The organism is Pseudomonas sp. GW821-FHT02B10, assembly GCF_059421865.1.
In genome coordinates this window covers 168465-190837 of sequence record NZ_JBWKVU010000013.1, presented here as the reverse complement: position 1 = coordinate 190837, position 22373 = coordinate 168465, and the positions used below count along the sequence as shown (strand labels likewise).

19 protein-coding genes are annotated in these 22373 nt (G+C 61.0%); 8 read left to right on the top strand and 11 right to left on the bottom strand.

All coding sequences use genetic code 11. The annotated features are described in order from the left end of the window. Positions 1-29: 29 nt before the first annotated feature. Genes AC07VU_RS24815 through AC07VU_RS24805 form a run of 3 tightly spaced genes read right to left on the bottom strand, consistent with a single transcriptional unit; the run spans position 30 to position 3686 of the window. Positions 30-1010, bottom strand: a complete 981-nt coding sequence (locus AC07VU_RS24815; protein WP_495030665.1) for an FAD:protein FMN transferase — start codon at positions 1008-1010, stop codon at positions 30-32. Further along, a complete protein-coding gene (locus AC07VU_RS24810; protein WP_495030664.1) occupies positions 994-3189 on the bottom strand; it encodes a PepSY domain-containing protein in 2196 nt (731 codons plus the stop codon). Before AC07VU_RS24810 ends, AC07VU_RS24815 begins: the two co-directional genes overlap by 17 nt. A gap of 26 nt (positions 3190-3215) precedes the next feature. Beyond that, positions 3216-3686, bottom strand: coding sequence for a DUF2271 domain-containing protein (locus tag AC07VU_RS24805; protein ID WP_274306353.1), 471 nt, complete (start codon positions 3684-3686; stop codon positions 3216-3218). A 235-nt stretch (positions 3687-3921) separates the two neighbouring features. Here AC07VU_RS24805 and AC07VU_RS24800 point away from each other — a divergent pair, with 235 nt between their 5' ends. Then, entirely contained in the window at positions 3922-4581 is a 660-nt protein-coding gene (locus AC07VU_RS24800; RefSeq protein WP_053260548.1) for a response regulator transcription factor, read from the top strand. Next, entirely contained in the window at positions 4578-5903 is a 1326-nt protein-coding gene (locus AC07VU_RS24795) for an ATP-binding protein (protein WP_495030663.1), read from the top strand. Before AC07VU_RS24800 ends, AC07VU_RS24795 begins: the two co-directional genes overlap by 4 nt. A 54-nt stretch (positions 5904-5957) precedes the next feature. Here the strand turns inward: AC07VU_RS24795 and AC07VU_RS24790 are convergent, their stop codons facing one another. The 6 genes from AC07VU_RS24790 to AC07VU_RS24765 all read right to left on the bottom strand — a co-directional run bounded on the left by AC07VU_RS24790 (position 5958) and on the right by AC07VU_RS24765 (position 12448). Continuing rightward, entirely contained in the window at positions 5958-6398 is a 441-nt protein-coding gene (locus AC07VU_RS24790) for a CBS domain-containing protein (RefSeq protein ID WP_007930897.1), read from the bottom strand. A gap of 803 nt (positions 6399-7201) precedes the next feature. Next, positions 7202-8314 carry a polyamine ABC transporter substrate-binding protein gene (locus AC07VU_RS24785; protein WP_495030662.1) on the bottom strand — a complete coding sequence of 371 codons (1113 nt, stop codon included), beginning with the start codon at positions 8312-8314 and terminating at the stop codon, positions 7202-7204. 164 nt (positions 8315-8478) lie between these two features. Next, positions 8479-9375 (bottom strand): ABC transporter permease subunit, encoded by an 897-nt coding sequence (locus AC07VU_RS24780; RefSeq protein WP_284168689.1) that lies wholly within the window; start codon positions 9373-9375, stop codon positions 8479-8481. Continuing rightward, the gene (locus AC07VU_RS24775) at positions 9372-10253 is read right to left on the bottom strand and encodes an ABC transporter permease subunit (RefSeq protein ID WP_162235127.1); all 882 of its coding nucleotides are present in this window, start codon (positions 10251-10253) and stop codon (positions 9372-9374) included. The genes AC07VU_RS24780 and AC07VU_RS24775 overlap by 4 nt, the downstream gene beginning before the upstream one ends. A gap of 41 nt (positions 10254-10294) precedes the next feature. Then, entirely contained in the window at positions 10295-11437 is a 1143-nt protein-coding gene (locus tag AC07VU_RS24770; RefSeq protein WP_087088242.1) for an ABC transporter ATP-binding protein, read from the bottom strand. Between the two features lie 249 nt (positions 11438-11686). Beyond that, positions 11687-12448: a gamma-glutamyl-gamma-aminobutyrate hydrolase family protein gene (locus AC07VU_RS24765; protein WP_495030661.1), complete on the bottom strand. Its 762-nt coding sequence runs from the start codon at positions 12446-12448 to the stop codon at positions 11687-11689. Positions 12449-12713: 265 nt separating this feature from the next. Here AC07VU_RS24765 and AC07VU_RS24760 point away from each other — a divergent pair, with 265 nt between their 5' ends. The 6 genes from AC07VU_RS24760 (at position 12714) to AC07VU_RS24735 (ending at position 20650) form a co-directional block, all read left to right on the top strand. Continuing rightward, complete coding sequence (locus AC07VU_RS24760) at positions 12714-14090, top strand: glutamine synthetase family protein (protein ID WP_007922908.1); 1377 nt, start codon at positions 12714-12716, stop codon at positions 14088-14090. A gap of 33 nt (positions 14091-14123) precedes the next feature. Then, positions 14124-15614, top strand: coding sequence for an aldehyde dehydrogenase (locus AC07VU_RS24755; protein WP_495030660.1), 1491 nt, complete (start codon positions 14124-14126; stop codon positions 15612-15614). Between the two features lie 52 nt (positions 15615-15666). Next, on the top strand, positions 15667-16950 hold the full coding sequence (locus tag AC07VU_RS24750) for an NAD(P)/FAD-dependent oxidoreductase (protein WP_274306360.1): 1284 nt from the start codon (positions 15667-15669) through the stop codon (positions 16948-16950). A gap of 448 nt (positions 16951-17398) precedes the next feature. Then, the gene (locus AC07VU_RS24745; protein WP_007922919.1) at positions 17399-17947 is read left to right on the top strand and encodes a cupin domain-containing protein; all 549 of its coding nucleotides are present in this window, start codon (positions 17399-17401) and stop codon (positions 17945-17947) included. A gap of 802 nt (positions 17948-18749) precedes the next feature. Then, positions 18750-19712 (top strand): retron St85 family effector protein, encoded by a 963-nt coding sequence (locus AC07VU_RS24740; protein ID WP_256593483.1) that lies wholly within the window; start codon positions 18750-18752, stop codon positions 19710-19712. Next, on the top strand, positions 19712-20650 hold the full coding sequence (locus tag AC07VU_RS24735) for a retron St85 family RNA-directed DNA polymerase (protein WP_101337468.1): 939 nt from the start codon (positions 19712-19714) through the stop codon (positions 20648-20650). Before AC07VU_RS24740 ends, AC07VU_RS24735 begins: the two co-directional genes overlap by 1 nt. A gap of 195 nt (positions 20651-20845) precedes the next feature. On the opposite strand, the gene AC07VU_RS24730 is transcribed toward AC07VU_RS24735, so the two are convergent. Both AC07VU_RS24730 and AC07VU_RS24725 read right to left on the bottom strand, forming a co-directional pair. Further along, positions 20846-21172, bottom strand: a complete 327-nt coding sequence (locus AC07VU_RS24730; RefSeq protein ID WP_493185139.1) for a hypothetical protein — start codon at positions 21170-21172, stop codon at positions 20846-20848. A 285-nt stretch (positions 21173-21457) separates the two neighbouring features. Next, positions 21458-22009 (bottom strand): hypothetical protein, encoded by a 552-nt coding sequence (locus tag AC07VU_RS24725; protein ID WP_495030659.1) that lies wholly within the window; start codon positions 22007-22009, stop codon positions 21458-21460. Between the last annotated feature and the right edge of the window lie 364 nt (positions 22010-22373).

The following is a 22373-nucleotide window of genomic DNA, read 5'->3' as shown; positions in this document are numbered from 1 at the left end:
GAGTTTCATCGGGGCAACAGACACCGGCTTCAGCGGGTCTCGATCTGCGCCTGCAACTGTCCGCCCATGATAGACACTTCCCGCAACTGCGCGCCGTCGCGGATCACGAACAAGGCATCCATGCCGCGCTCCTGGGCCAACCGCGGTCCCTCGACTTCGCCGAGCACCAGCAGCGCGGTGGCCCAGGCATCGGCCAGCATGCAGTTGGCGGCCACCACACTGACCGAGGCCAGGCGGTTGTCCAGGGGCGCGCCGGTGGCCGGGTCGAGGGTATGGGCATAGGACTGCCCGGCGATCTCCACCCAGCGCCGGTAGTCGCCGGAGGTGGCAATGGCCGCATTGCCCAGCTCCATCACCCCCATGACTTGGCGTACCCCACGCAGGGGTTTCTCCAAGGCCACGGTCCAGGGTTGTCCGGCGGGCTTGCTGCCCCTGGCGCGCATTTCGCCGTCGATCCCTACCAGGTAGTCACGGATGCCCGAAGCTTCCAGGGCGCGGGCCAGTTCATCGACGCCAAAACCCTTGGCAATGCCATTGAGGTCCAGGCGCAGCTTGGCCCGCTTGCGCAAGCGGTGGCGCCGGGGTTGCAGCTCCAGGCCGTAGCTGGCGGGGGCGAGGCGCTGCCGGCCCAGCTCGGCCAGCGCCGGTTGATCCAGTGTCCGGGCCGTGGGGCCGAAGCCCCAGCCCTGGACCAGTTCGCCCACGGCAATCTCGAAGGCCCCGGCGGATTGCTCGCTGACCTGCAGCGCCGTGGTGATGACGTTCATCAGTTCCCTGGGCACGCTGACCCAGTGGTGCCTGGGCGCCGAGTTGAGTCGGTTGAGATCGGACGTGGGGTTCCAGCTCGACATCTGTTGTTCAACCCGTTCTACCGCCTGGGCCAGGCGGTCCGCGATGTCTCGGGTAGCGAATCCCGGGGCGGCATAGAACAGCGCGGTGTAGCGGCTGCCCATGGTCGGGCCGTTGAGGCTGTAGCGTTGCAGTCCGGCGGTTTCAGTAGATGTCTTCACGGTAACGTCCTTGGGCCTTGAGGGTCAGTACGCTGAGGTTGAGCGGCGCCAGCACTTCGTCCAGGGCCTGGATCACCCCCTTGGCCATGTCCCGGCTGCCGCAGACCAGCACCTGGGCGCCTTTTTCCACCAGCCGGCGTAGCGCCAGGGCATCGGCGAGCAGCCGGTCCTGCACGTAGCCGCGCGCCGGGACCCGGGAGAAGGCCGCGTGCAGGGCGGTCAGGCGTCGGTCGGCCAGATAGCCCTTGAGTTCCGGCTCGTAGAGGAAGTCCGAGGCCGGGTGGCGCCCGCCCCAGTACAGGTGCATCGGTTGCCGGGCCCGGTTGCCGCGGATAAAGCCCGCCAGGGGGCCGATCCCGGTGCCGGCGCCGATCAGGATCACCGGTTGCGGGCCCTGGACCGGACGAAATTGCGGGTTGGGCTGGATAAAGCCCTGGATCCGCGCTCCCGCTTGCAGGTCATGGAGAAAGCCTGAGCACAGGCCACCAGGGTGCTTGCGCACGCAGATCTCCAGGACCCCGTCGGCACTGCTGCTGGCCAGGGAGTAGAAACGCGGCTGCGCAGTGCCGGGGGGCAGGATGCCCACCAGGTCGCCGGCCTGGAATTCGGGCAAGCCTTGGCCGCTGCCGTCGGCCGGGGCCTTGAAGCGCAGGATCCGGGTCGGTGCCTGGACCTGGGCGCCATAGGCCACGGACTCGACCAGCTCCAGGTCATGGCTGGGCGGGGTTTGGCTGTGGTGCTGCAAGTCCAGCCCCAGCCCCAGGGCCGCTCCCAGCGCCTGGCCCCAGCGCTGGAACTCCTGGGCGCACTGGCGATGGATGCAGTCCAGGGGCAGCAGGGGGCGCGCACCGCTGGCGGCCAGGGCGTTCTGCACTTGTTCGGCGAAGCCGCAGAAGCGTGGGAACTGACGGTCGCCAAAACCCAGCACGGCAAATGGCAGCCCGGGCCCCGGCGGGTTTTGCCCCAGGCGCGCGAGAAAAGCCGTGGCCGAGGCCGGGGCATCGCCATCGCCGTGAGTGGCCGTGAGGATCAGCAGGTGGCGCGCCTTGGGGTAATCGCTTTGCAACTGGTTCATCGGCGCGCTGTGGACCTTGATCCCGGCCATCACCAGCGCCTGGTGCAAGGTGTGGGCAAAGCCCCAGGTGCTGTTGTTCTCGCTGCCCACCAGAATCACGCAGTCAGCGTTGGCGGCCGTGCTGTTGTCGTGGATCGGCGTGGCGCCTTGGCGCCGACGCCACCACAGCCACAGGCCGGTGACGCTCATCAGCGGCACGCCCAGGGCGCAGGTCCCCAGCAGCAGGCCCAGCCACCACAGGCCTTCGCCAGTGTGCAGCCGGTAGATGAGCTCATAGGCCTGATGCGCGCCGGCGTAGGGCTGGAAGGACAGCAGGGCGCCGCTGGCCTGGTCGACATAGCCCTCGCCGGCGGTGGTGCGCAGGCTGTACAGGTCCTGGGGGTTGCCAGGGCTGGGGTAGACCAGCTCGCGCAGGTCATTCAGGTCCAGGGCCTGCAACGCCGGCAGGCTGGCCACCGGCAAGGCCGGGCCGGCGCTGAGCAGGGTGGGGACGGCCGGGTCGGCCTGGCTGCCGTCGGCAATCAAGCCGAAGGTGCCGGCCGACAGGTACAACCCGCTCAGGGCCGACAGCAGCAGGCCCAGGGTGGTCAGGCGTCCGAGCTCGGCGTGCCAGCGCTGGCTGAAGCTGCCCCGCAAGGGCCGCAGCAGGTTGCCCCAGCCGCCGACGCGGCGGGCCAGCAACACGGCACCGGAGCACGCCAGCAAAAGCATCGCCAGGGCGCCCAGGGCCGATACGGCGTGGCCCGTTGTGTCGAGAAACAGCGAGCGGTGCAGTTCCTTGACCCAACGGGCAAACGCCGAGGGGGAGTAGGGCGCGAGCACCGAGCCGGTCAGCGGGTCGACCGTGCTGGCCAGCGCCTGGCCGTCCTGGCTGTGGTAGACGATCACCGAACCCGAGGGCGTGCGCCGGATCTGCTCGATCCCGCTCAGATGGCTGGCAATGCGTCCGGCCAGTTGCCCGACCGAGACTTGCGCCGCAGCCGGTTGGGGGGTATGCAGGCGTTCCAGCGCCGGGTTCAGTGCCAGGGTTGCGCCGCTGATGGCCAGCAGCATCACCAGCAGGGCGGCGATCAGCCCGGGAATCGAGTGCAACGAGCGCAACATGGTTGTGCCTCCTGACGGCGTGGGCATTACAGGTCGTAGCGCAGGGATTGCACGTAGGTGCTGCCGCTGGCCGGCTGGCCTGCGCCCTGGAGTGTCAGGGGCAGGACCACGTCGGCGCGGACATCGCGCTGGTCCTCCACGGCGCTGTCGATGCGGATCTGATACCCGGCGTCGATCAGGCTGTCCGCCAGCTCGGCGCTGACGGTCAGGGTCTCGCCGCTGCCGACGCTGGCACCGCTGATGCCGTCGTACTGGGCGGCGGCCATGCGGCTGCCCCGGGCCCAGTCCGGCAGGTGCTTGTAGTACTTGGCCTTCTTGCCGGCGACCCACAGGGTCTGCTGGTAGGTGCCATTGGCGTCGGTGAGGTAGATCGCCAGGTAAGCGTTATTGCCGCTGTAGTCCTTCAGGCGGGTGGTCAGGGTCACTTCACGGGCCTGGGCCAGCCCAGGCAAGGCCAGAACCGCGGCGAGGCAACTGGCGACGACAAGCTTGTTCATGAGGGTGTCCTTTTCAAGTGATGTGGCTGCAGCCTGAGCCGCTTAGCTGACAGCAACCTGAAGGACGTTGAAAAAGCTTCGAGGCCGGGCGAATGGGCTTTTCATGATCTGGCTCCGGCTGTCGGGGGGCGCGTGTGGCTACCCTGATGAGGATTTTGATGGCCAGCTGAATCTTCAGGTTGGCGTCAGGTTCGGCGGTTAAGGTGCGTCACCACACAGATCAGGGGAGGGCGTCATGCGGGTGTTATTGGTCGAGGACGCGGCGGTACTCGGGGAAGCGGTGCGCGAGCAGATTGCCGACGATGGCCACGCCGTGGATTGGGTGCAGCGCCTGGAGCAGGCCCGGGCCAGTGTCGCCAGCACAGCCTACGACCTGATCCTGCTGGACCTGATGCTGCCCGACGGGCGCGGCCTGGAATTTCTGCGCCAGCGCCGCGGTGCCGGAGACGTGACGCCGGTGATCATCCTCACCGCCCAGGACCAGATTTCCGAGCGCATCGCCGGGCTCAACGCCGGTGCCGATGATTACCTGGTCAAGCCCTTCGACTTGTTTGAGCTCTCGGCGCGGGTCGCGGCGGTGGCCCGGCGCTACAGCGGCAATCCCAACCCGCAGATCCGCCTCGGCGAGCTGCAGGTGAACATCAGCGCCCGCACCGTGCAGCGCGGTGGCGCCATCATCGATCTCACCGCCCGTGAGTGGGCGGTGTTCGAAGCCTTTGTCCAGCGCCCCAGCGCCTTGCTCTCCAAGTCCCAGCTGGAGGAGCGGCTGTATGCCTTCGGCGCGGAAATCGAGAGCAACACCATCGAGGTCTACGTCAGCCGGCTGCGCAAGAAACTCGGGCGCGAACTGATCGAAACCGTGCGCGGCATGGGCTACCGGCTGATGCCCGCATGAAGCGTCCGACCAGCCTGCAAAAGCGCCTGAGCCTGGGGCTGACCCTGGGCATGACCCTACTCTGGCTGGGGGCCACCGCCGGCACCTGGCTGGCGGTCCAGCATGAGTTGGAAGAAACCTTCGACAGCGCCCTGGAAGCCACGGCCCAGCGCATCCTGCCCCTGGCCGCGCTGGAAATCGGCAACCGTTCCGGGCCGCGCCGAGCCCGACATGTGGCGACCCTGAAGATGGACAGCGAATACCTGACCTACGTGGTGCGCGACGCCGAGGGGCAGATTCTGATGCGCTCCCACGACGCCAAGCTGAAGATCTTCAGCCACCGGCCCAGCCCGGGGTTTACCACCCGGGGCAAATACCGCTTGTACAGCGCCAGCGCCGAGAACGACTCGATCGTCATCGAGATCGCCGAGCCCCTGGCCCAGCGCCGCGAAGCTTCCCGGGAGGCGCTGTTCGCCTTGCTGGTGCCCTTGCTCGGGTTGATTCCCATCAGCCTGCTGGGCACCTGGCTGTTCGTGCGCATCAGCCTGCGCAGCGTCTTGGCCTACCGGCGAGCAGTGGAGGCCCGCGGTGTGGGCGACCTGTCACCAATCAAGGTGGCGCGCCTGCCGGCGGAAATCGATCCCCTGGCCGAAGCGGTCAACCATCTGCTGGAGCGCCTGCGCAAAGCCCTGGAAACCGAGCGCAGCTTTACCGCCAACAGCGCCCATGAATTGCGCACGCCCCTGGCGGCGACCCTGGCGCAGATCCAGCGCCTGCGCCATGAAGCCCCGGAGGGGCCGTTGCAGCTACGGGCGGCGAAGATCGAGAACGCCCTGCGGGAGCTGGCCCGGCTCTCGGAAAAACTCATGCAGCTGGCCAAGGCCGAGGGCGGCGGGCTGTTGTCCGAAACCCCCGAGGACTTGATTCCGCTGCTGGCCCACGGTGTGGAGGAGTGGAATCGCGGCGCTGCGCCGCGCATCCGGCTGCAGTTGCCGGAGACGGCCCGGGTGTGTACTGCCATCGACCCGGACGCCTTTGGCATCCTGCTGCGCAACTTGATCGAAAACGCCCTGAAGTACGGCGATCCGTTGCAGCCGGTAGACGTCAGCCTTGGCGCCGATGGTTGCCTGCGGGTGGTCAATGGCGGGCCGGTGGTGCCGCCGCCAGTGCTGCAACGCCTGACCGAGCGTTTTGTCCGCGGCAACAGCGAGGCCAGCGGCTCCGGCCTGGGGCTGGCGATTGCCCAGAGCATCGTTCACGGCGTGGGCGGCGAACTGCACCTGGCATCACCGGCCAGTGGCCGTTGCGATGGGTTCGAGGTGCGCGTGCAATTTCCCGTGTAGGGCCGGCGTGCGAAGGCGCCGCCGGCTCCAGGGGGTTGGGTCGTGGGGGCGGGCTTACTCGCCGCGAATGTACTGTTCCAGCTGGCGGATCAGGTCGGCCTGTTCGGCGATGGCTTCCTTGACCAGGTCGCCGATCGACAGCAGGCCCAGCAACTGGCCGTCTTCCACCACCGGCAGGTGCCGCAGGTGGCTGTCGGTCATGATGCCCATGCAGGTTTCCACGCTCTGGTGCGAGTCCACGGTGATCACCGGCGAGCTCATGATCGCGCTGACCGGCGTGCCCACCGAGGAGCGGCCGTGCAGCACCAGTTTGCGCGCGTAGTCGCGTTCGCTGATGACCCCGACCACTTCGCCGTTCTGCATCACGGGCAGGGCGCCGACGTTCTTCTCGGCCATCAGCATCAGCGCCTCGAGCACCATCTGGTGGGGCGCGATGGTGTGCACTTGCTGGTTGTGCTTGGCCTTCAACTTCAGTACTTCAGCGACGCTCTTCATGGGGCGCTCCTGTTGTTTTGCCTGGGACGGCCTGGCGCCGCCCCGCGGGGGTCTCTACAGAATCGTAGAGAGTGAACGAAGGGGCAAGGTTGAAAGCGGCACCCACAGAAGGAAAAACGCCACTGAATCGTTTCTGCCTGGAAAGCGCCCCATCCAAGAGCGCGCCCTGTAGCCGCTGCCGAGCCTGCGAGGCTGCGACAAGGCCCGCAGGGCCTTCATGGGTCTTGAGATCGCAGCGTCCCTTCGGGCCGATCGCAGCCTGCGGCAGCGGCTACATGAAACCTGGCAGCGCCCTTGTAGCCGCTGCCGAGCCTGCGAGGCTGCGATAAGGCCCGCAGGGCCTTCATGGGTCTTGAGATCGCCACGTCCCTGCGGGCCGATCGCAGCCTGCGGCAGCGGCTACATGAAACCTGGCAGCGGCCCTGTAGCCGCTGCCGAGCCCGCGAGGCTGCGATAAGGCCCGCAGGGCCTTCATGGGGCTTGAGATCCTTGCGTCCCTTCGGGCCGATCGCAGCCTGCGGCAGCGGCTACATGAAGCCATGCCCCGATCCTGTAGCCGCTGCCGAGCCTGCGAGGCTGCGATAAGGCCCGTAGGGCCTTCAGGGGTCTTGAGATCGCCGCGCCCCTTCGGGCCGATCGCAGCCTGCGGCAGCGGCTACAGAAAAAAGGCGCCCGAGGAGGGCGCCAGGGAGTCACCTGAACCGAGGGAGCCAGGCGAGCCCGTTCGCAGGGGTGTCGCGGTGGTAAGGCGCGACTGAACGGAAGAGGGCTGCGGCGCCCGCCGCGATGGCGGGCGCGGGGTGTCATTTGCCGAGCTTGATCCGCGTCCAGCCGCGGTTCATCACGCGCTGGATGGCGATCGGCTGGTCGGGTACCGCGTACAGGGTGGCGAGCACGGCCTGCTGCGGGTACGAGGCCGGGTCGTTGCGGATGGCTTCGTCCACCAGCGGCGTGGCGGCGGCGTTGGCGTTGCTGTAGCCGAGGCTGTTGGTGACCTCGGCGATGATGTCCGGGCGCATCAGGAAGTTCATGAACAGGTAGGCGTTGTCGACGTTGGCCGCGTCCTTGGGCATGGCCATCATGTCGTAGAAGCTGCCGGCGCCTTCCTTGGGAATGCTGAAGGCGACCTTTTCCTTGTTGCCGGCCTCTGCGGCGCGCGAGCGGGCCTGCAGCACGTCGCCGGAGTAACCCACGGCCACGCAGATATTGCCGTTGGCCAGGTCGGAGATGTACTTGGAGGAATGGAAGTAGGTCACCGAAGGACGGATCTTCATGAACAGCGCCTCGGCCTCGAGGATCTGCGCCTTGTCCTTGCTGGTCACCGGGTAGCCCAGGTAGTGCAGGGCGGCGGGGAGCATTTCCGTCGGCGAGTCGAGGAAGCTGATGCCGCAAGCCTTGAGCTTCTCGGCGTTCTCCGGCTTGAACAGCAGGTCCCAGGAGTTGGTCGGCGCGTCGCTACCGAGCACCGCCTTGACCTTGTCCGGGTTGTAGCCGATGCCGATCGAGCCCCACATGTACGGGAAGGCGTGGGCGTTGTCCGGGTCGCTGGCGGCGACGTTCTGCAGCAGCACCGGGTTGAGGTTCTTCCAGTTCGGCAGCCGCGACTTGTCCAGTGCCTGGTAGACCCCGGCCTTGATCTGCTTGGCCATAAAGCTGTTGGACGGAACCACGATGTCATAGCCGGACTTGCCGGTGAGCAGGCGCGCTTCCAGGGTTTCGTTGCTGTCGAAGACATCGTAGATGACATGGATGCCGGTCTCGGCCTCGAACTTCTTCAGGGTGTCCGGGGCGATATAGTCCGACCAGTTGTAGACACGCAGCTCCTTGTCGCTGGCTTGAGCGCCGGTCACCATCGTGCCCATCAAGGACAGGGTCAGCATGGTTTTGGCGAACAGTGTCCTGCCAAGCATTTTCATCACTACAACTCCATTTCTTATTGTGCAGAATTGCTGCATTCGCAATGCGGTGTGTCAGGGTGGGCGCCATCGCCAGCGAGCTGGCTCCTACAGGGACGGTGCATGTCTGTAGGAGCGAGCGTGCTGGCGATCCAGGCGCCGCCGTGTGTCGTGAACGCGATGGCCTAGGCCGTCGCAGGCGCTGGTGCAGCGGGTTTGCTGGCGGCCGCTGGCTGCCAGGATTCGTTGGCGGTGTAGTCCATGGCTTCCTGGATCGCCCGCTTGCGGGCCGCTTCGGCGCGCCGGCCGAAGTACCAGACCAGGAAGGTCACCAGCGACACCGCCAGCAAGATCAGGCTGGCCACGGCGTTGATTTCCGGTTTCACCCCGAGGCGCACCGCCGAGAACACTTCCATCGGCAAGGTGGTGGAACCCGGGCCGGAGACGAAGCTCGCCAGCACCAGGTCGTCCAGGGACAGGGCGAAGGACATCATGCCGCCGGCCGCCAGCGACGGGGCGATCATCGGGATGGTGATCAGGAAAAACACCTTCCACGGCCGCGCACCCAGGTCCATGGCCGCCTCTTCGATGGACAGGTCCAGCTCACGCAAGCGCGCGGAGACTACCACGGCCACATAGGCGGCGCAGAATGTGGTGTGGGCGATCCAGATGGTGACGATGCCACGCTCCTGCGGCCAGCCGATCATCTGCGCCATGGCCACGAACAGCAGCAACAGCGACAGGCCGGTGATCACCTCTGGCATCACCAGCGGCGCGGTGACCAGGCCGCCGAACAGGGTGCGGCCCTTGAAGCGGGTGACCCGGGTCAGCACGAAGGCCGCCAGGGTGCCCAGGGCCACCGCGGCGATCGCGGTGTAGCAGGCGATCTCCAGGGAGCGCACCACCGAGCCCATCAACTGCTGGTTATCCAGCAGGCCGACGTACCATTTCACCGACCAGCCGCCCCAGACCGTCACCAGCTTGGAAGCGTTGAACGAGTAGATCACCAGGATCAGCATCGGCAGGTAAATGAACACCAGGCCGAGCACCAGCATCAGGCTGGAAAATCCGAAACGTTTCATGCCCGTCCCTCCATCTCTTTGGCCTGGCTGCGGTTGAACAGCAGGATCGGAATAATCAGGATCGCCAGCATCACCACCGCCAGGGCGGAGGCCACCGGCCAGTCACGGTTGTTGAAGAACTCCTGCCACAGCACGCGGCCGATCATCAGGGTTTCCGGGCCGCCCAGCAGCTCGGGAATCACGAACTCGCCGACCACCGGAATGAACACCAACATGCAACCGGCAATGATGCCGTTCTTGGCCAGGGGCACGGTGATTTTCCAGAAGTTGTTGAAGTTGCTCGAACCCAGGTCCGACGCGGCCTCCAGCAGGCTCTGGTCGTGCTTGACCAGGTTGGCGTACAGCGGCAGCACCATGAACGGCAGGTAGGCGTAGACCACGCCGATATAGACCGCGGTGTTGGTGTTGAGGATCTCGATCGGCTCCGAGGTCAGGCCGCTCCACATCAGGAAACCGTTGAGCAAACCGTTGTTGCTGAGGATGCCCATCCAGGCGTAGACGCGGATCAGGATCGCGGTCCAGGTCGGCATCATGATCAGCAGCAGCAAGACGTTCTGGGTTTCCTTGCTGGCCTTGGTGATCGCGTAGGCCATGGGGAAGCCGATCACCAGACACATCAGGGTGCTGAGCAGGGCGACTTTCAGCGAGCCGAGGTAGGCCGAGATGTACAGCTCGTCACCCACCAGCAACGCGTAGTTGCCGACGTTGAGCAGCAGCTGGAATTTCTGTTCGGCGAAGCTGTATATCTCCGAGTAGGGCGGAATGGCCAGGGCCGCTTCCGAGAAGCTGATCTTCATCACCAGGAAAAACGGCAGCATGAAGAACAGGAACAGCCAGAGGAAGGGAATGCCGATCACCAGCTTGCGACCGCTGGGCAGCACACGGGACAAACGCTGATTGAGAGTCATGCTGGAGGTATTCATGCGCGCAGTACCACGCCGCTGTCGTCTTCCCACCACACGTACACCTGGTCGTCCCAGGTCGGCCGCGCGCCGCGGCGTTCGGCGTTGGCCATGAACGACTGGACGATCTTGCCGCCGGGTAGTTCGACGTAGAACACCGAATGCCCGCCGAGGTAGGCGATGTCATGCACCTTGCCCCGGGACCAGTTGTAGCGGTGCTCGGGTTGGTTGGTGCTGACCAGCATCTTTTCCGGGCGGATGGCGTAGGTCACCGACTTGTCCTGCACCGAGGTGCTGACGCCGTGGCCGACGTAGATCTGCTGTTCCAGCTCCGGGCAGTGGATCACCGCGTGACCTTCCAGGTCTTCGATGACGGTGCCGTCGAAGGCGTTCACGTTGCCGATGAACTCGCAGACCATGCGGCTGACCGGGGCTTCGTAGATGTCGATCGGGCTGCCGATCTGGGCGATCCAGCCCAGGTGCATGATGGCGATGCGCTGGGCCATGGTCATGGCTTCTTCCTGGTCGTGGGTCACCATCACGCAGGTCACGCCGACGCGCTCGATGATCTCCACCAGTTCCAGCTGCATTTGCGAGCGCAGCTTTTTATCCAGGGCGCCCATGGGTTCATCAAGCAGCAGCAGCTTCGGCCGCTTGGCCAGGGAGCGGGCCAGGGCCACGCGCTGGCGCTGGCCGCCGGACAGCTGGTGCGGCTTGCGCCTGGCGTACTGGGTCATGTGCACCAGGCGCAGCATCTCTTCCACCCGCGCGTCGATTTCGCTGGCCGGCAGGCGGTCCTGCTTGAGGCCGAAGGCGATGTTCTGCGCCACGGTCATGTGCGGGAACAGCGCGTAGGACTGGAACATCATGTTGATCGGCCGCTCATAGGGCGGCATGTCGGTGATGTCCACGCCGTCCAGGTAGATACGCCCCTCCGTCGGCCGCTCGAAGCCCGCCAGCATGCGCAGCAGGGTGGACTTGCCGGAACCCGAGCCACCGAGCAGGGCGAAGATCTCGCCCTGGTGAATGTCCAGGGACACATCGTCCACGGCCACGGTTTCATCGAACTTCTTGGTCACGCGGTCGACTCTCACCAGCACCTTCTGCGGTTGCGGGTGACCTTCCAGAGCCTTTCTGTACGTGCTGGAGGCGTTTGCCATGTGGAACTCCCAACAGATGTCAGTCGTCGGGCCAAAGCGGCCCGGCTTAATAGATGGATGACAAACCCGCGGTGGCGGGTTTATTCGGCGCTGCCGTCCTGGCGGCCTGACGCTGGTTCTTGTTGTTAAAAGCAGGTTCTCGTAGTGCTGGGTGTGGCTTGAACCGCCCCACGGCCCGGGGCGGGCGCACAAAGGCGCGCCGCCGCCGGCCGGGGGCGTGGCAGTCAATTTCGTGGGTGAAGCTTTTGATCAGTAGCCGTTGCGCTGCGCCGCCCGTTGCCGGCAGGCATCGCCGAAGGCCTGGAAGATCCGCAGGTAGACCGGGTTCGACAGCACCTGCCATTCCGGATGCCACTGCACGCCCAAGGCAAAGGCCGTGCTGTGTTGCACCGACACGGCTTCGATCAGCCCGTCCGGTGCCAGCGCCTCGGCGCGCAGGCCGGGGGCCAGGCGGTCGATGCCTTGGCTGTGGATCGAGTTGACCTGGAATTCCTGGGGCAGGTCCAGGGCCTGGAACACGCCGCTCGCTTGCACCCTGACGGCATGGGCGGGGGCATATTGCACGGCCAGGTCCGGGTGGTCGGCCTCGCGGTGATCGAGGTAGCCCGGCAACTCATGCACCTTCTGGTGCAGGCTGCCGCCGAAGGCCACGTTCATTTCCTGGAAGCCGCGGCAGATGCCCAGCACCGGCACGCCGGCGGCAATCGCCGCGCGCAGCAGGGGCAGGGTGGTGGCATCGCGCTGGGGATCGTGGGCGGTGCCCGGTTCGCTGTCCGGGCCCTGATAGTGGAAGGGCTCCACATTCGACGGCGAGCCGGTGAACAGCAGGCCGTCCAGGTTCTGCAGCAGAGCCTCGGTATCGATGAGGTCCGCCAGGGAAGGAATGATCAGGGGCAGGCCCTCGGCCGCGCTGCTGACAGCACGCAAGTACTTGTCGCCGCTGACGTGGTAGGGGTGCAGCCCGATCTCTTTGACGCACGCAGTAACGCCGATCAATGGCTTGAATGCCATTTTTATCACCTCGAAATTCACGCTGGAACGAGTTTTTCCAGAGCTTATCCTCGTTGATTTTAATTAACAACTTTCGTGTAAAAAATTCTAAACGCAGCTCGTCGGATATTCGGTATCTGTGGGTCTATTGCCTGCTTGTGCGGCCATATAGGGCAAAATATTTAACGCTGTGGGCCCCGTGTTCGCTATTGACTTCACTTTTCCTTTCGGATTGACTGCTGCCACGAAACCGCTTTGAACATAATAATTAACACATAGGTGCATCATGTCGGTCCCACTGCGTGCCGTTCAGCTCAACGAAGCCAACGCCTTCCTGAAGAACCATCCCGAGATCCTCTACGTCGACCTGCTGATTGCAGACATGAACGGCGTGGTGCGCGGCAAGCGCATCGAACGTACCGCCCTGCACAAGGTGTACGAGAAGGGCATCAACCTGCCGGCCTCGCTGTTCGCCCTGGATATCAACGGCTCCACCGTGGAAAGCACCGGCCTGGGCCTGGACATCGGCGACGCCGACCGCATCTGCTACCCGATCCCCGGCACCCTCAGCGTCGAGCCCTGGCAGAAGCGCCCGACCGCGCAACTGCTGATGACCATGCACGAAATCGAAGGCCAGCCGTTCTTCGCCGACCCGCGGGAAGTGCTGCGCCAGGTCGTTGCCAAGTTCGACGAGCTGGGCCTGACCATCTGCGCGGCCTTCGAGCTGGAGTTCTACCTGATCGACCAGGACAACGTGAACGGTCGCCCGCAGTCGCCACGTTCGCCGATTTCCGGCAAGCGTCCGCAGTCGACCCAGGTCTACCTGATCGACGACCTCGACGAATATGTCGACTGCCTGCAAGACATCCTCGAAGGCGCGAAAGAGCAGGGTATCCCCGCCGACGCCATCGTCAAGGAAAGCGCCCCGGCGCAGTTCGAAGTCAACCTGCACCACGTCTCCGACCCGATCAAAGCCTGCGACTACGCGGTGCTGCTCAAGCGCCTGGTGAAAAACATCGCCTACGACCATGAGATGGACACCACCTTCATGGCCAAGCCGTACCCGGGCCAGGCCGGCAACGGCCTGCACGTGCACATCTCGATTCTCGACAAGCAAGGCAACAACATCTTCGCCAGTGACGACCCGGAAACCAACGACGCCCTGCGCCACGCCATTGGCGGCGTGCTGGAAACCCTGCCGGCGCAGATGGCGTTCCTCTGCCCGAACGTCAACTCCTACCGCCGTTTCGGCGCGCAGTTCTATGTGCCTAACTCGCCGAGCTGGGGCATCGACAACCGCACCGTGGCCGTGCGCGTGCCGACCGGTTCTTCCGATGCCGTACGCATCGAACACCGTGTCGCCGGCGCCGACGCCAACCCCTACCTGCTGATGGCTTCGGTACTGGCCGGTATTCACCACGGCCTGACCAACCAGATCGAGCCCGGCGCGCCGGTGGAAGGCAACTCCTACGAGCAGAACGAGCAGAGCCTGCCGAGCAACCTGCGCGACGCCCTGCGCGTGCTGGACGACAGCGAGGTGATGGCCAAGTACATCGACCCGATGTACATCGACGTGTTCGTCGCCTGTAAGGAAAGCGAGCTGGCCGAGTTCGAAAACTCGATCTCCGATCTCGAATACAACTGGTACCTGCACACGGTCTGATGGCCGTTCCTTTTCCTGCGTTGAGTATTTGCCATGACTAAATCCCGCAGCGACTGGGAGCAGCGCTTCCAGTCCTTGACCCTCGAAGGTCGCGCCTTTATCGACGGCCAGTATTGCCATGCCGCCAGCGCGGCCACTTTCGAGTGCATCAGCCCGGTGGACGGGCGCTTTTTGGCCAACGTCGCCAGCACCGACGAGGCCGACGCCAACCGGGCGGTGCAGGTGGCACGCCAGGCGTTCGAGTCCGGCGTGTGGTCGCGTAAGGCCCCGGCCGAGCGCAAGCGCGTGCTGATCCGCTTCGCCGATTTGATCCTCGAGCACCAGGAAGAACTGGCGCTCCTGGAAACCCTGGACATGGGCAAGCCCATCGGCGATTCCCTGAGCATCGACGTGCCGGCCACCGCCAACGCGATCCGCTGGAGCGCCGAGGCCATCGACAAAATCTACGACGAAGTCGCGGCCACGCCCCACGATCAACTGGGCCTGGTGACTCGCGAAGCCTCCGGCGTGGTGGCGGCCATCGTGCCGTGGAACTTCCCGCTGATCATGGCCAGCTGGAAATTCGCCCCGGCCCTGGCGGCGGGCAACTCGTTCATCCTCAAGCCTTCGGAAAAGTCGCCGCTGACCGCGATCCGCATCGCCCAGCTGGCGCTGGATGCCGGCATCCCCAAGGGTGTGTTCAACGTGCTGCCGGGCTACGGCCACACCGTGGGCAAGGCCCTGGCCCTGCATATGGACGTGGACGTGCTGGCGTTCACCGGCTCCACCGCGGTGGGCAAGCAACTGCTGGTGTATTCCGGGCAGAGCAACATGAAGCGCGTGTGGCTGGAGGCGGGCGGCAAGAGCCCCAACGTGGTGTTCGCCGACGCGCCGGACCTGCGTGCCGCGGCAGAAGCGGCGGCCAGCGCCATCGCCTTCAACCAGGGCGAAGTCTGCACCGCCGGTTCGCGCCTGTTGCTGGAACGCTCGATCCGCGAGCAATTCATTCCGCTGCTGGTGGAGGCCATCAAGGCCTGGAAACCCGGCCATGCCTTGGACCCGGATACCCGCGTCGGCGCGCTGGTGGATCAGCGTCAGCTGGAGAACGTGCTGCGTTACATCGGCATCGGCAAGGAGCAGGGCGGTCAACTGCTGGCCGGCGGCGCGCGGACGTTGGAAAGCACCGGCGGCCTGTATGTCGAGCCGACGATTTTCGACGGCGTGACCAACGCCATGACCATCGCCCGCGAAGAGATCTTCGGCCCGGTGCTGTCGGTCATCAGTTTCGACACGGAAGAAGAAGCCCTGGCGATCGCCAACGACAGCATCTTCGGCCTGGCGGCCGGGGTCTGGACCAGCAACCTCAGCCGCGCCCACCGCTTCGCCCGCGGCCTGCGCGCCGGCAGCGTGTGGGTCAACCAGTACGACGGCGGCGACATGACCGCGCCGTTCGGCGGCTTCAAACAGTCGGGTAATGGTCGCGACAAATCGCTGCACGCCTTCGACAAGTACACCGAGCTGAAAGCGACCTGGATCAAGCTCTAACCCTAACAACAACAGCGGGGCCGGCCTTGGGCGGCACCCGCTGGGGACTCTGATGATGCAAACCTACGTAAACAGCTACTACGCCGCGACCCGCAACCCGACCGCCGATTTCCCGGTGCTGGAAGAACTGGTGGAATGTGACGTCTGTGTGATCGGCGCCGGCTACACCGGCCTGTCCTCGGCGCTGTTCCTCGCCGAGGCGGGCTACAGCGTCACCGTGCTCGAAGCGGCCAAGGTCGGCTTCGGCGCCAGCGGGCGCAACGGCGGGCAACTGGTCAACTCCTACAGCCGCGACGTCGACGTGATCGAGTCGCGCTACGGCGAAAAAAGCGCCGAAGTGCTGGGCAGCATGATCTTCGAAGGCGCCGACATCATTCGCCAGCGCATCCAGCACTACGACATCCAGTGCGACTACCGCCCGGGTGGCATCTTCGCCGCCATGAACAAGAAGCAGCTCAAGGGCCTGGCCGAACAGAAGGCCAGCTGGGAGCGCTACGGCAACAACAACCTGAAGCTGCTGGACCAGGCGCAGATCGCCCGGGAAGTCGGTTCCGACGCCTACGTCGGCGGCCTGCTGGACATGCAGGGCGGGCACATTCACCCGCTGAACCTGGCCCTGGGCGAAGCCAGCGCCATCATCGGCCTGGGCGGCAAGATCTTCGAGCAGTCGGCGGCGCTGGAAATCACCTACGGTGAACCGAATATCGTGCGCACCGCCAAGGGCGTGGTGCGCGCCAAGTACCTGTTGATCGCCGGCAACGCCTACCTGCAGCAGGACCTCGACCCACGGGTGACCCGCAAGAGCATGCCGTGCGGCTCGCAGATCGTGGTCACCGAACCGCTGTCGGAAAAAGTGGCCCGCAGCCTGATCCGCAACAACTACTGCGTCGAAGACTGCAACTACCTGCTGGACTACTACCGCCTCACCGCCGACAACCGCCTGCTGTACGGTGGTGGCGTGGTCTACGGTGCCCGCGAGCCGAACGACATCGAGCAACTGATCCGGCCGAAGATCCTCAAGACCTTCCCCCAGCTCAAGGACGTGAAGATCGATTACCGCTGGACCGGCAACTTCCTGCTGACCATGTCGCGCATGCCGCAATTCGGCCGCATCGAAAAGAACGCCTACTACATGCAGGGCTACAGCGGCCACGGCGTCACCTGCTCGCACCTGGCCGGCAAACTGATCGCGGAAATGATCCGTGGCGACGCCGAACGCTTCGACGCCTTCGCGTCGCTGCCGCACATGCCGATGATCGGCGGCCGCACCTTCCAGGCCCCGCTGACCGCCATGGGCGCCGCGTACTACGCGCTGCGCGACCGCTTCGGTATCTAAGCGACAGGGCACATGGGCATGGCGCCCCGCGTTCCTGCTCTTGTAGGAGCGCAGCTTGCTCGCGATGAACGATAACGCGGAGCGCCAGACACTCCGCGTCTCCAGGTTTGGCGCCCGCTGCGTCGGAATGCCGCCCAGGTCGTACGCAGCCTCGCTAACGCTCGACAGCGGCTACAGACCCCAGACGGCCTCAGCACCGGGCCAACCTCGGCTCAACGCCGACCTGTAGCCGCTGCCGAGCCCCAGCGAGGCTGCGCCGAGGTCCGCAGGACCTCCCAAGGCCCGCAAACCCACCGTAAAATCCCCGTAAACCCCTCATCGCCAGCCCTTACAGCAGCGCCGTCAAACATGTTTAAATAGCCGCCTTTCAGGCTCCAGAGGCACCCAAATCGCGACAATCGCGACCCAAGCGCCGAATACCCTTAAGTTCCTCTCGCATAAGGCTGTTATGGACACGGGCACCCGACTCAAACTCGTTCGCGAAAGCTACAAACTGTCCCAGCGCGAGCTGGCCCGGCGCAGCGGCGTGACCAACGCCACCATCTCCCTGATCGAACAGAACCGCGTCAGCCCCTCCGTCAGCTCCCTGAAAAAGCTGCTCGAAGGCATCCCCATGTCCCTGGCCGACTTCTTCACCTTCGACCAGCCCCCGCGCGAACACCAATACGTCTTCCGCGCCAACGAACAACCCGACCTCGGCCGCGACGGCGCCCGCCTGCTGCTGATCGGCGCCGCCCTGCCAACCCGCCAGATGCGCTTCCTGCGCGAACAATACGCCCCCGGCGCGAGCTCCGGCGACGAACCCATCGTGCATGCGGAAGGGGAGGAGTGCGGCCTCGTCACCCGTGGCACCGTGGAACTGACGGTGGACGGGCAGGTGAGCGTGTTGAATCCGGGGGATGGGTATTATTTTCCGACCACCTTGCCGCATAAGTTTCGCAATATTGGACAGGATGAGGCGGAGATTATTAGTGCGAATACGCCGGCGAACTTCTGAAGCACTCTCTTAATCTTGAACGGCTATTGATAGCTGCTTACCCTCATCACTGCTGTGATTTACGGGGCACTCTTGAGCTATTTCTCGGTTCTTGAATGCTGATGAGTAATGTAGATATCTGATTGGTTGAGGAGCGTTCGCTGCCGGCCGATTCTGTTGAAAAAGTCGGCCATGGTTTGCGCATCAGAAAAGTACGCGTCCGAGATTGAAATCTTTACTTTTGGCAGGGCTTCCCGGACTCGGATTTCACGTAGCAGCGTGCAAAAAAGGCGTTTTCACCAGTCAATGATCAGGCAGTTTGGGCAGACCGACTTTTTCAACAGAATCGGCCAATAGCAGACGTTCATGAGCGACCGTTTGCGACCATACCTGTTAGGCAATCTGAGGACGTGAGTCGGAGGATATGTGCCAAGGCGCTGCAGACGTTATGGACATGTTTCTGCGTTTGAGTCCGGAACGGGCTGTAGAGCGTGCCGCCCGCTGGAAAATGTGCTTAGAACCTCGTCAAGGCTGATTGAACAGGCCTACGGATCACCCGAAAAGTAGGCTTGACAAAAGCTCGTGCCCTAATAAGATGGCGTCCTCTTTACGCGTTTTAGGAGCTTTCGAGCTCTAGTCCGGTGTATAGCCAGACTCTAATTTATTGAACGGTATTAGTTGCGACGAAGGCTCGCGTGGGCTTCACTCGTCGCACTCGTACCTCGCACTCCTCGCAAAGCCCACGCGAGCCTTCGCCGCTATATCTTGGTAAAGAGAACCTCCTGGAGACGCAAACAAATGCCATGGACTAGGGTTGACTAAAGTGACTTTGAAGTTCGACGATAAAAGGCTCGAGTCGCTAGCGCATATTTCTCTCGAAAATTCCCGTATCGTCCTGACTCATCCAATCCTTTTTCTCTGCGGCGGCCAGGTCGACATTAAATCGCCTGCGCCGATCTCTGTTAGAGGGGCGCTTGTTGAGTATTTGCATAAAGCCCAATGTCATCTCGCGGACAGTATTACTCTTGCTGAAGACTTTAAAGACTGGATTCATGATGCTGTTTATAAAGATCTCTTGGCCTTTGAGAGTGACATTGCTCACATATCGTCCCTGATAGTTATAATTCTCGAAAGTCCAGGTGCGCTAGCTGAGCTGGGGCTGTTCGTGAAAAACAAAGCGCTCAAAAATAAAATACTAGTTTTTGTAAGACAGGATCATTATGAGGAAAGCTCCTTCATAAGGCTTGGGCCGTTAAGATATCTACAAGGCGTAAAGGAAAGTAGCGTCTGCTCATATCCATGGGATAACGATGATCTGGCAGGAAGCCTTTCTACCTCATTGAAAGAAATGAGAGAGGATATTTTAGGTGCGATATCAAACCGAGATGGTTCAGAGGCGTTCAATATAGATAATGAGGGACATATCGCCTTTGTAATCTATGAGGTTGTGAAAGTTTTCAGGGCTTTAAAGTTCATGGAGATTGAAGCTTATCTTCAGGCTATCGATATTAATATTTCAAGAGATAAGCTCAAAAGGCTTCTTTTTCTTCTTGGTAAGTTCAACTTGATTGACAGTTCAAAGCGAGGGCATGTCGAGTATTATTATGTTACTCTCGATGTAGTTATGGTGGAGTTTGCGGGTAAATTTGAACCGACTAAGGTGAAGCTTGCAGCCCAGCAGTATTATGCAACTAATGATGGCGAGACAAAAAGAATGCATGTTATTCAGTCGGCCTACGCTAAAGCTGCTCCCGAGCCAGTCATCTTACCAGCGGGGGCGGATTGATGCTGATTTTAGAAGAGCTGGCAAGCAAGCTACTGATTAGCACAGCGGAATTAGTAACCTTTGTGAATACGGCGCCTTATCGATATAAGGTATATACAATCCCTAAAAGGAGCGGTCGAGGGGTAAGAATTATTGCGCAGCCTACAGAGGTGCTAAAAGTGATGCAGCGCATGGTTCTCGATAGCTACTTGAAAGGGCTTCCTGTCCATGATTGCGCCACAGCATATAGAGATGGAGTAAGTATCAAGGAGAATGCTACCGCGCACCTAGATAGCAAATATCTTTTAAAAATGGATTTTTCAGACTTTTTCCCTTCTATAAGCCCGAGCGACCTTATTTCGCACATAAAGAGACATAGAGGAAGTGTTTCTCGAGAAGATGCATATGCAGTAAAAAAGATCTTTTTCTGGGCTAGAAAGAAAGATCCTTTGCACAGACTTAGTATTGGGGCACCATCATCACCTTTTATATCGAACACCTTGATGTATGAATTTGACTGTAAGGTTTTCGATGAATGTGCTCGCATAGGTGTTAGATATACTCGGTATGCGGATGATCTTACATTTACTACTAATACTCAAGGCGTGTTGTTTGGGCTTCTCGATATAGTTAATAAGATCTGCGCCGAGCTCGCTTACCCAACTTTAAGAATAAATTCAGACAAGACTGTTTTTTCATCAAAAGGAAATAACCGTCATATCACTGGGCTTGTGCTGACAAATGACAACAAAGTATCGCTAGGTCGGGAGAGGAAAAGATACTTCAGGTCATTGATTCATAAGTACTCACTTGGCGAATTGTCTGGTGAAGATATCTATGCACTCAAAGGGCGGCTGGCATTCGCGAAGCATGTGGAACCAACATTTTATAGTGCCGTGATTCAGAAGTACGGTGCCGAACTCATCGCCTCAATTATGGTATTTCAAATCTTAGAGTAGGGCATTTGTCCCAGATTTTGACTTGTCCACAAATAATCCTTAGTTACAATTCTCAATCGCTAAAACTTAATGTGATAGGTCGCAGCAGAGCTGCGTTAGCGTGAAGCTGGGATCATTGCCTGCGGGTCGATTGCGGTCTGATGCTGCCGATTGAATCCACAATCCATAGAGTTGGTCGCTAATGTAGTGATTGGCCTATGGCTTCTTAGACTGAAACCAAGCGGTTATATAGTTCGCGCCGATTGCCCCAACTATAGCTGGGAACATTACGGTCCACAGTGAATTATTACGTTGGGCGTGCTCAATCATTTCTTCTGTCATTGTCCCTCTGTCTTTAAGAAAGCTAAATATCGAAGAAAATTCCGTCATCATACCTAAAACTAAAGTGGCCTCAACAATCAAGATGATACCTGTTAAAAGCGAGGTGAGTCTCCAAGGCTCATGCCCTTTAACCAGCGTAAGTATAAGGAATGCTGGGGCCACACCCATTACCACGCCAAAAATTAGCGGAAAATCTTCCATCTCAAACCTCAATTAAATCTAAGTCTGCGTAATTATATCATCAAGGATAAGTTCGAGGAGTATTCACTACCTCATATCTTTCGGCTAGTAGGCAGTGTCTAGTGAGAGTCTGCTTCTGGCCGACCCCTGCCGGTGTTGACAGGCTGGAGTCGGCCAGAGCGGAAGCTCACGAGTGGCTAGCCCCAATCAAAAAGTCGATAAGGAGGCCTATGAAGCTAAGGGTCGAAGCAACTGAACAAACACGTAAAATTAAGCCGCATACGGTAACCAGCGCAGACCAAAAAATTAAAACATACCAGCTTTAATAAGTGCCTTAATTAACTCCTTAAGCACTTCCAGCGATAGAAATTTTGCACCACTTGCAACCCAGCCAATTGCCTTTACTTCTGGAGTCTGACTATTTAAAAACGACTCAATCACCCCGTAGAGCTCATGAAAGCCATGAATCAAATCTGCGCTGTCTAAATTAGCAACAGAAATATCAGAAAGCCCTTCCTGAGTCGCCTTACAGAATACAACGCACGGTTTGCGAGCCGCTTCAGCGCCTAAGGCAGCGAGCAATACAGAATTAAAACTTGAAAGCACCTGATCATTTCCTGAGTGCAAATAGAAAATACTTAGGTCTTTCCCAGAAAGTCTATCCAGCTGAGTAAACACCCCTTCACTTTTTAAAACTCTCTTAAAATCGCGATCCTGAAAGTCATAAAAAATGAAAGCGATAGACTTCGCTCTGCCTTTTTCGACATGATTAATAGCGATTTTTTCAAATTCGGCTAAAAAAGTTTTAATGCTATGGCCAATACCGTTGCCAGACCCCTGCTCATAAATTGGTATCATAAATCCGTCCCTACGTGGTTTTTATCTATTCCGTATTTTACTAGTTCAGCTTCCGCACACCAATGGGTGCAGTTTTATGAATAACATGAAAAGAAGATTTCTTGAATGCCTATGATGATTTTTCCGACTGCAGCTACCAGAAACGATGACCAGGCCTATGTCTCCACTTTCGTCTCAGGTGTAGTCTTGGTGTTTTTTTAACAAAATTAATCGCTCTTGGATTCATAGGCGTCTTCGAATGATCGATTTTGGCCGAAAGTAGCCATTCACAAGCTGATCACGGCATATTTTTGAAACGATAAACCGAACAATCTTCCACCTAAAAACTGTCCTCAAGCGAATACCGCTTCTATAGTTCAGCACG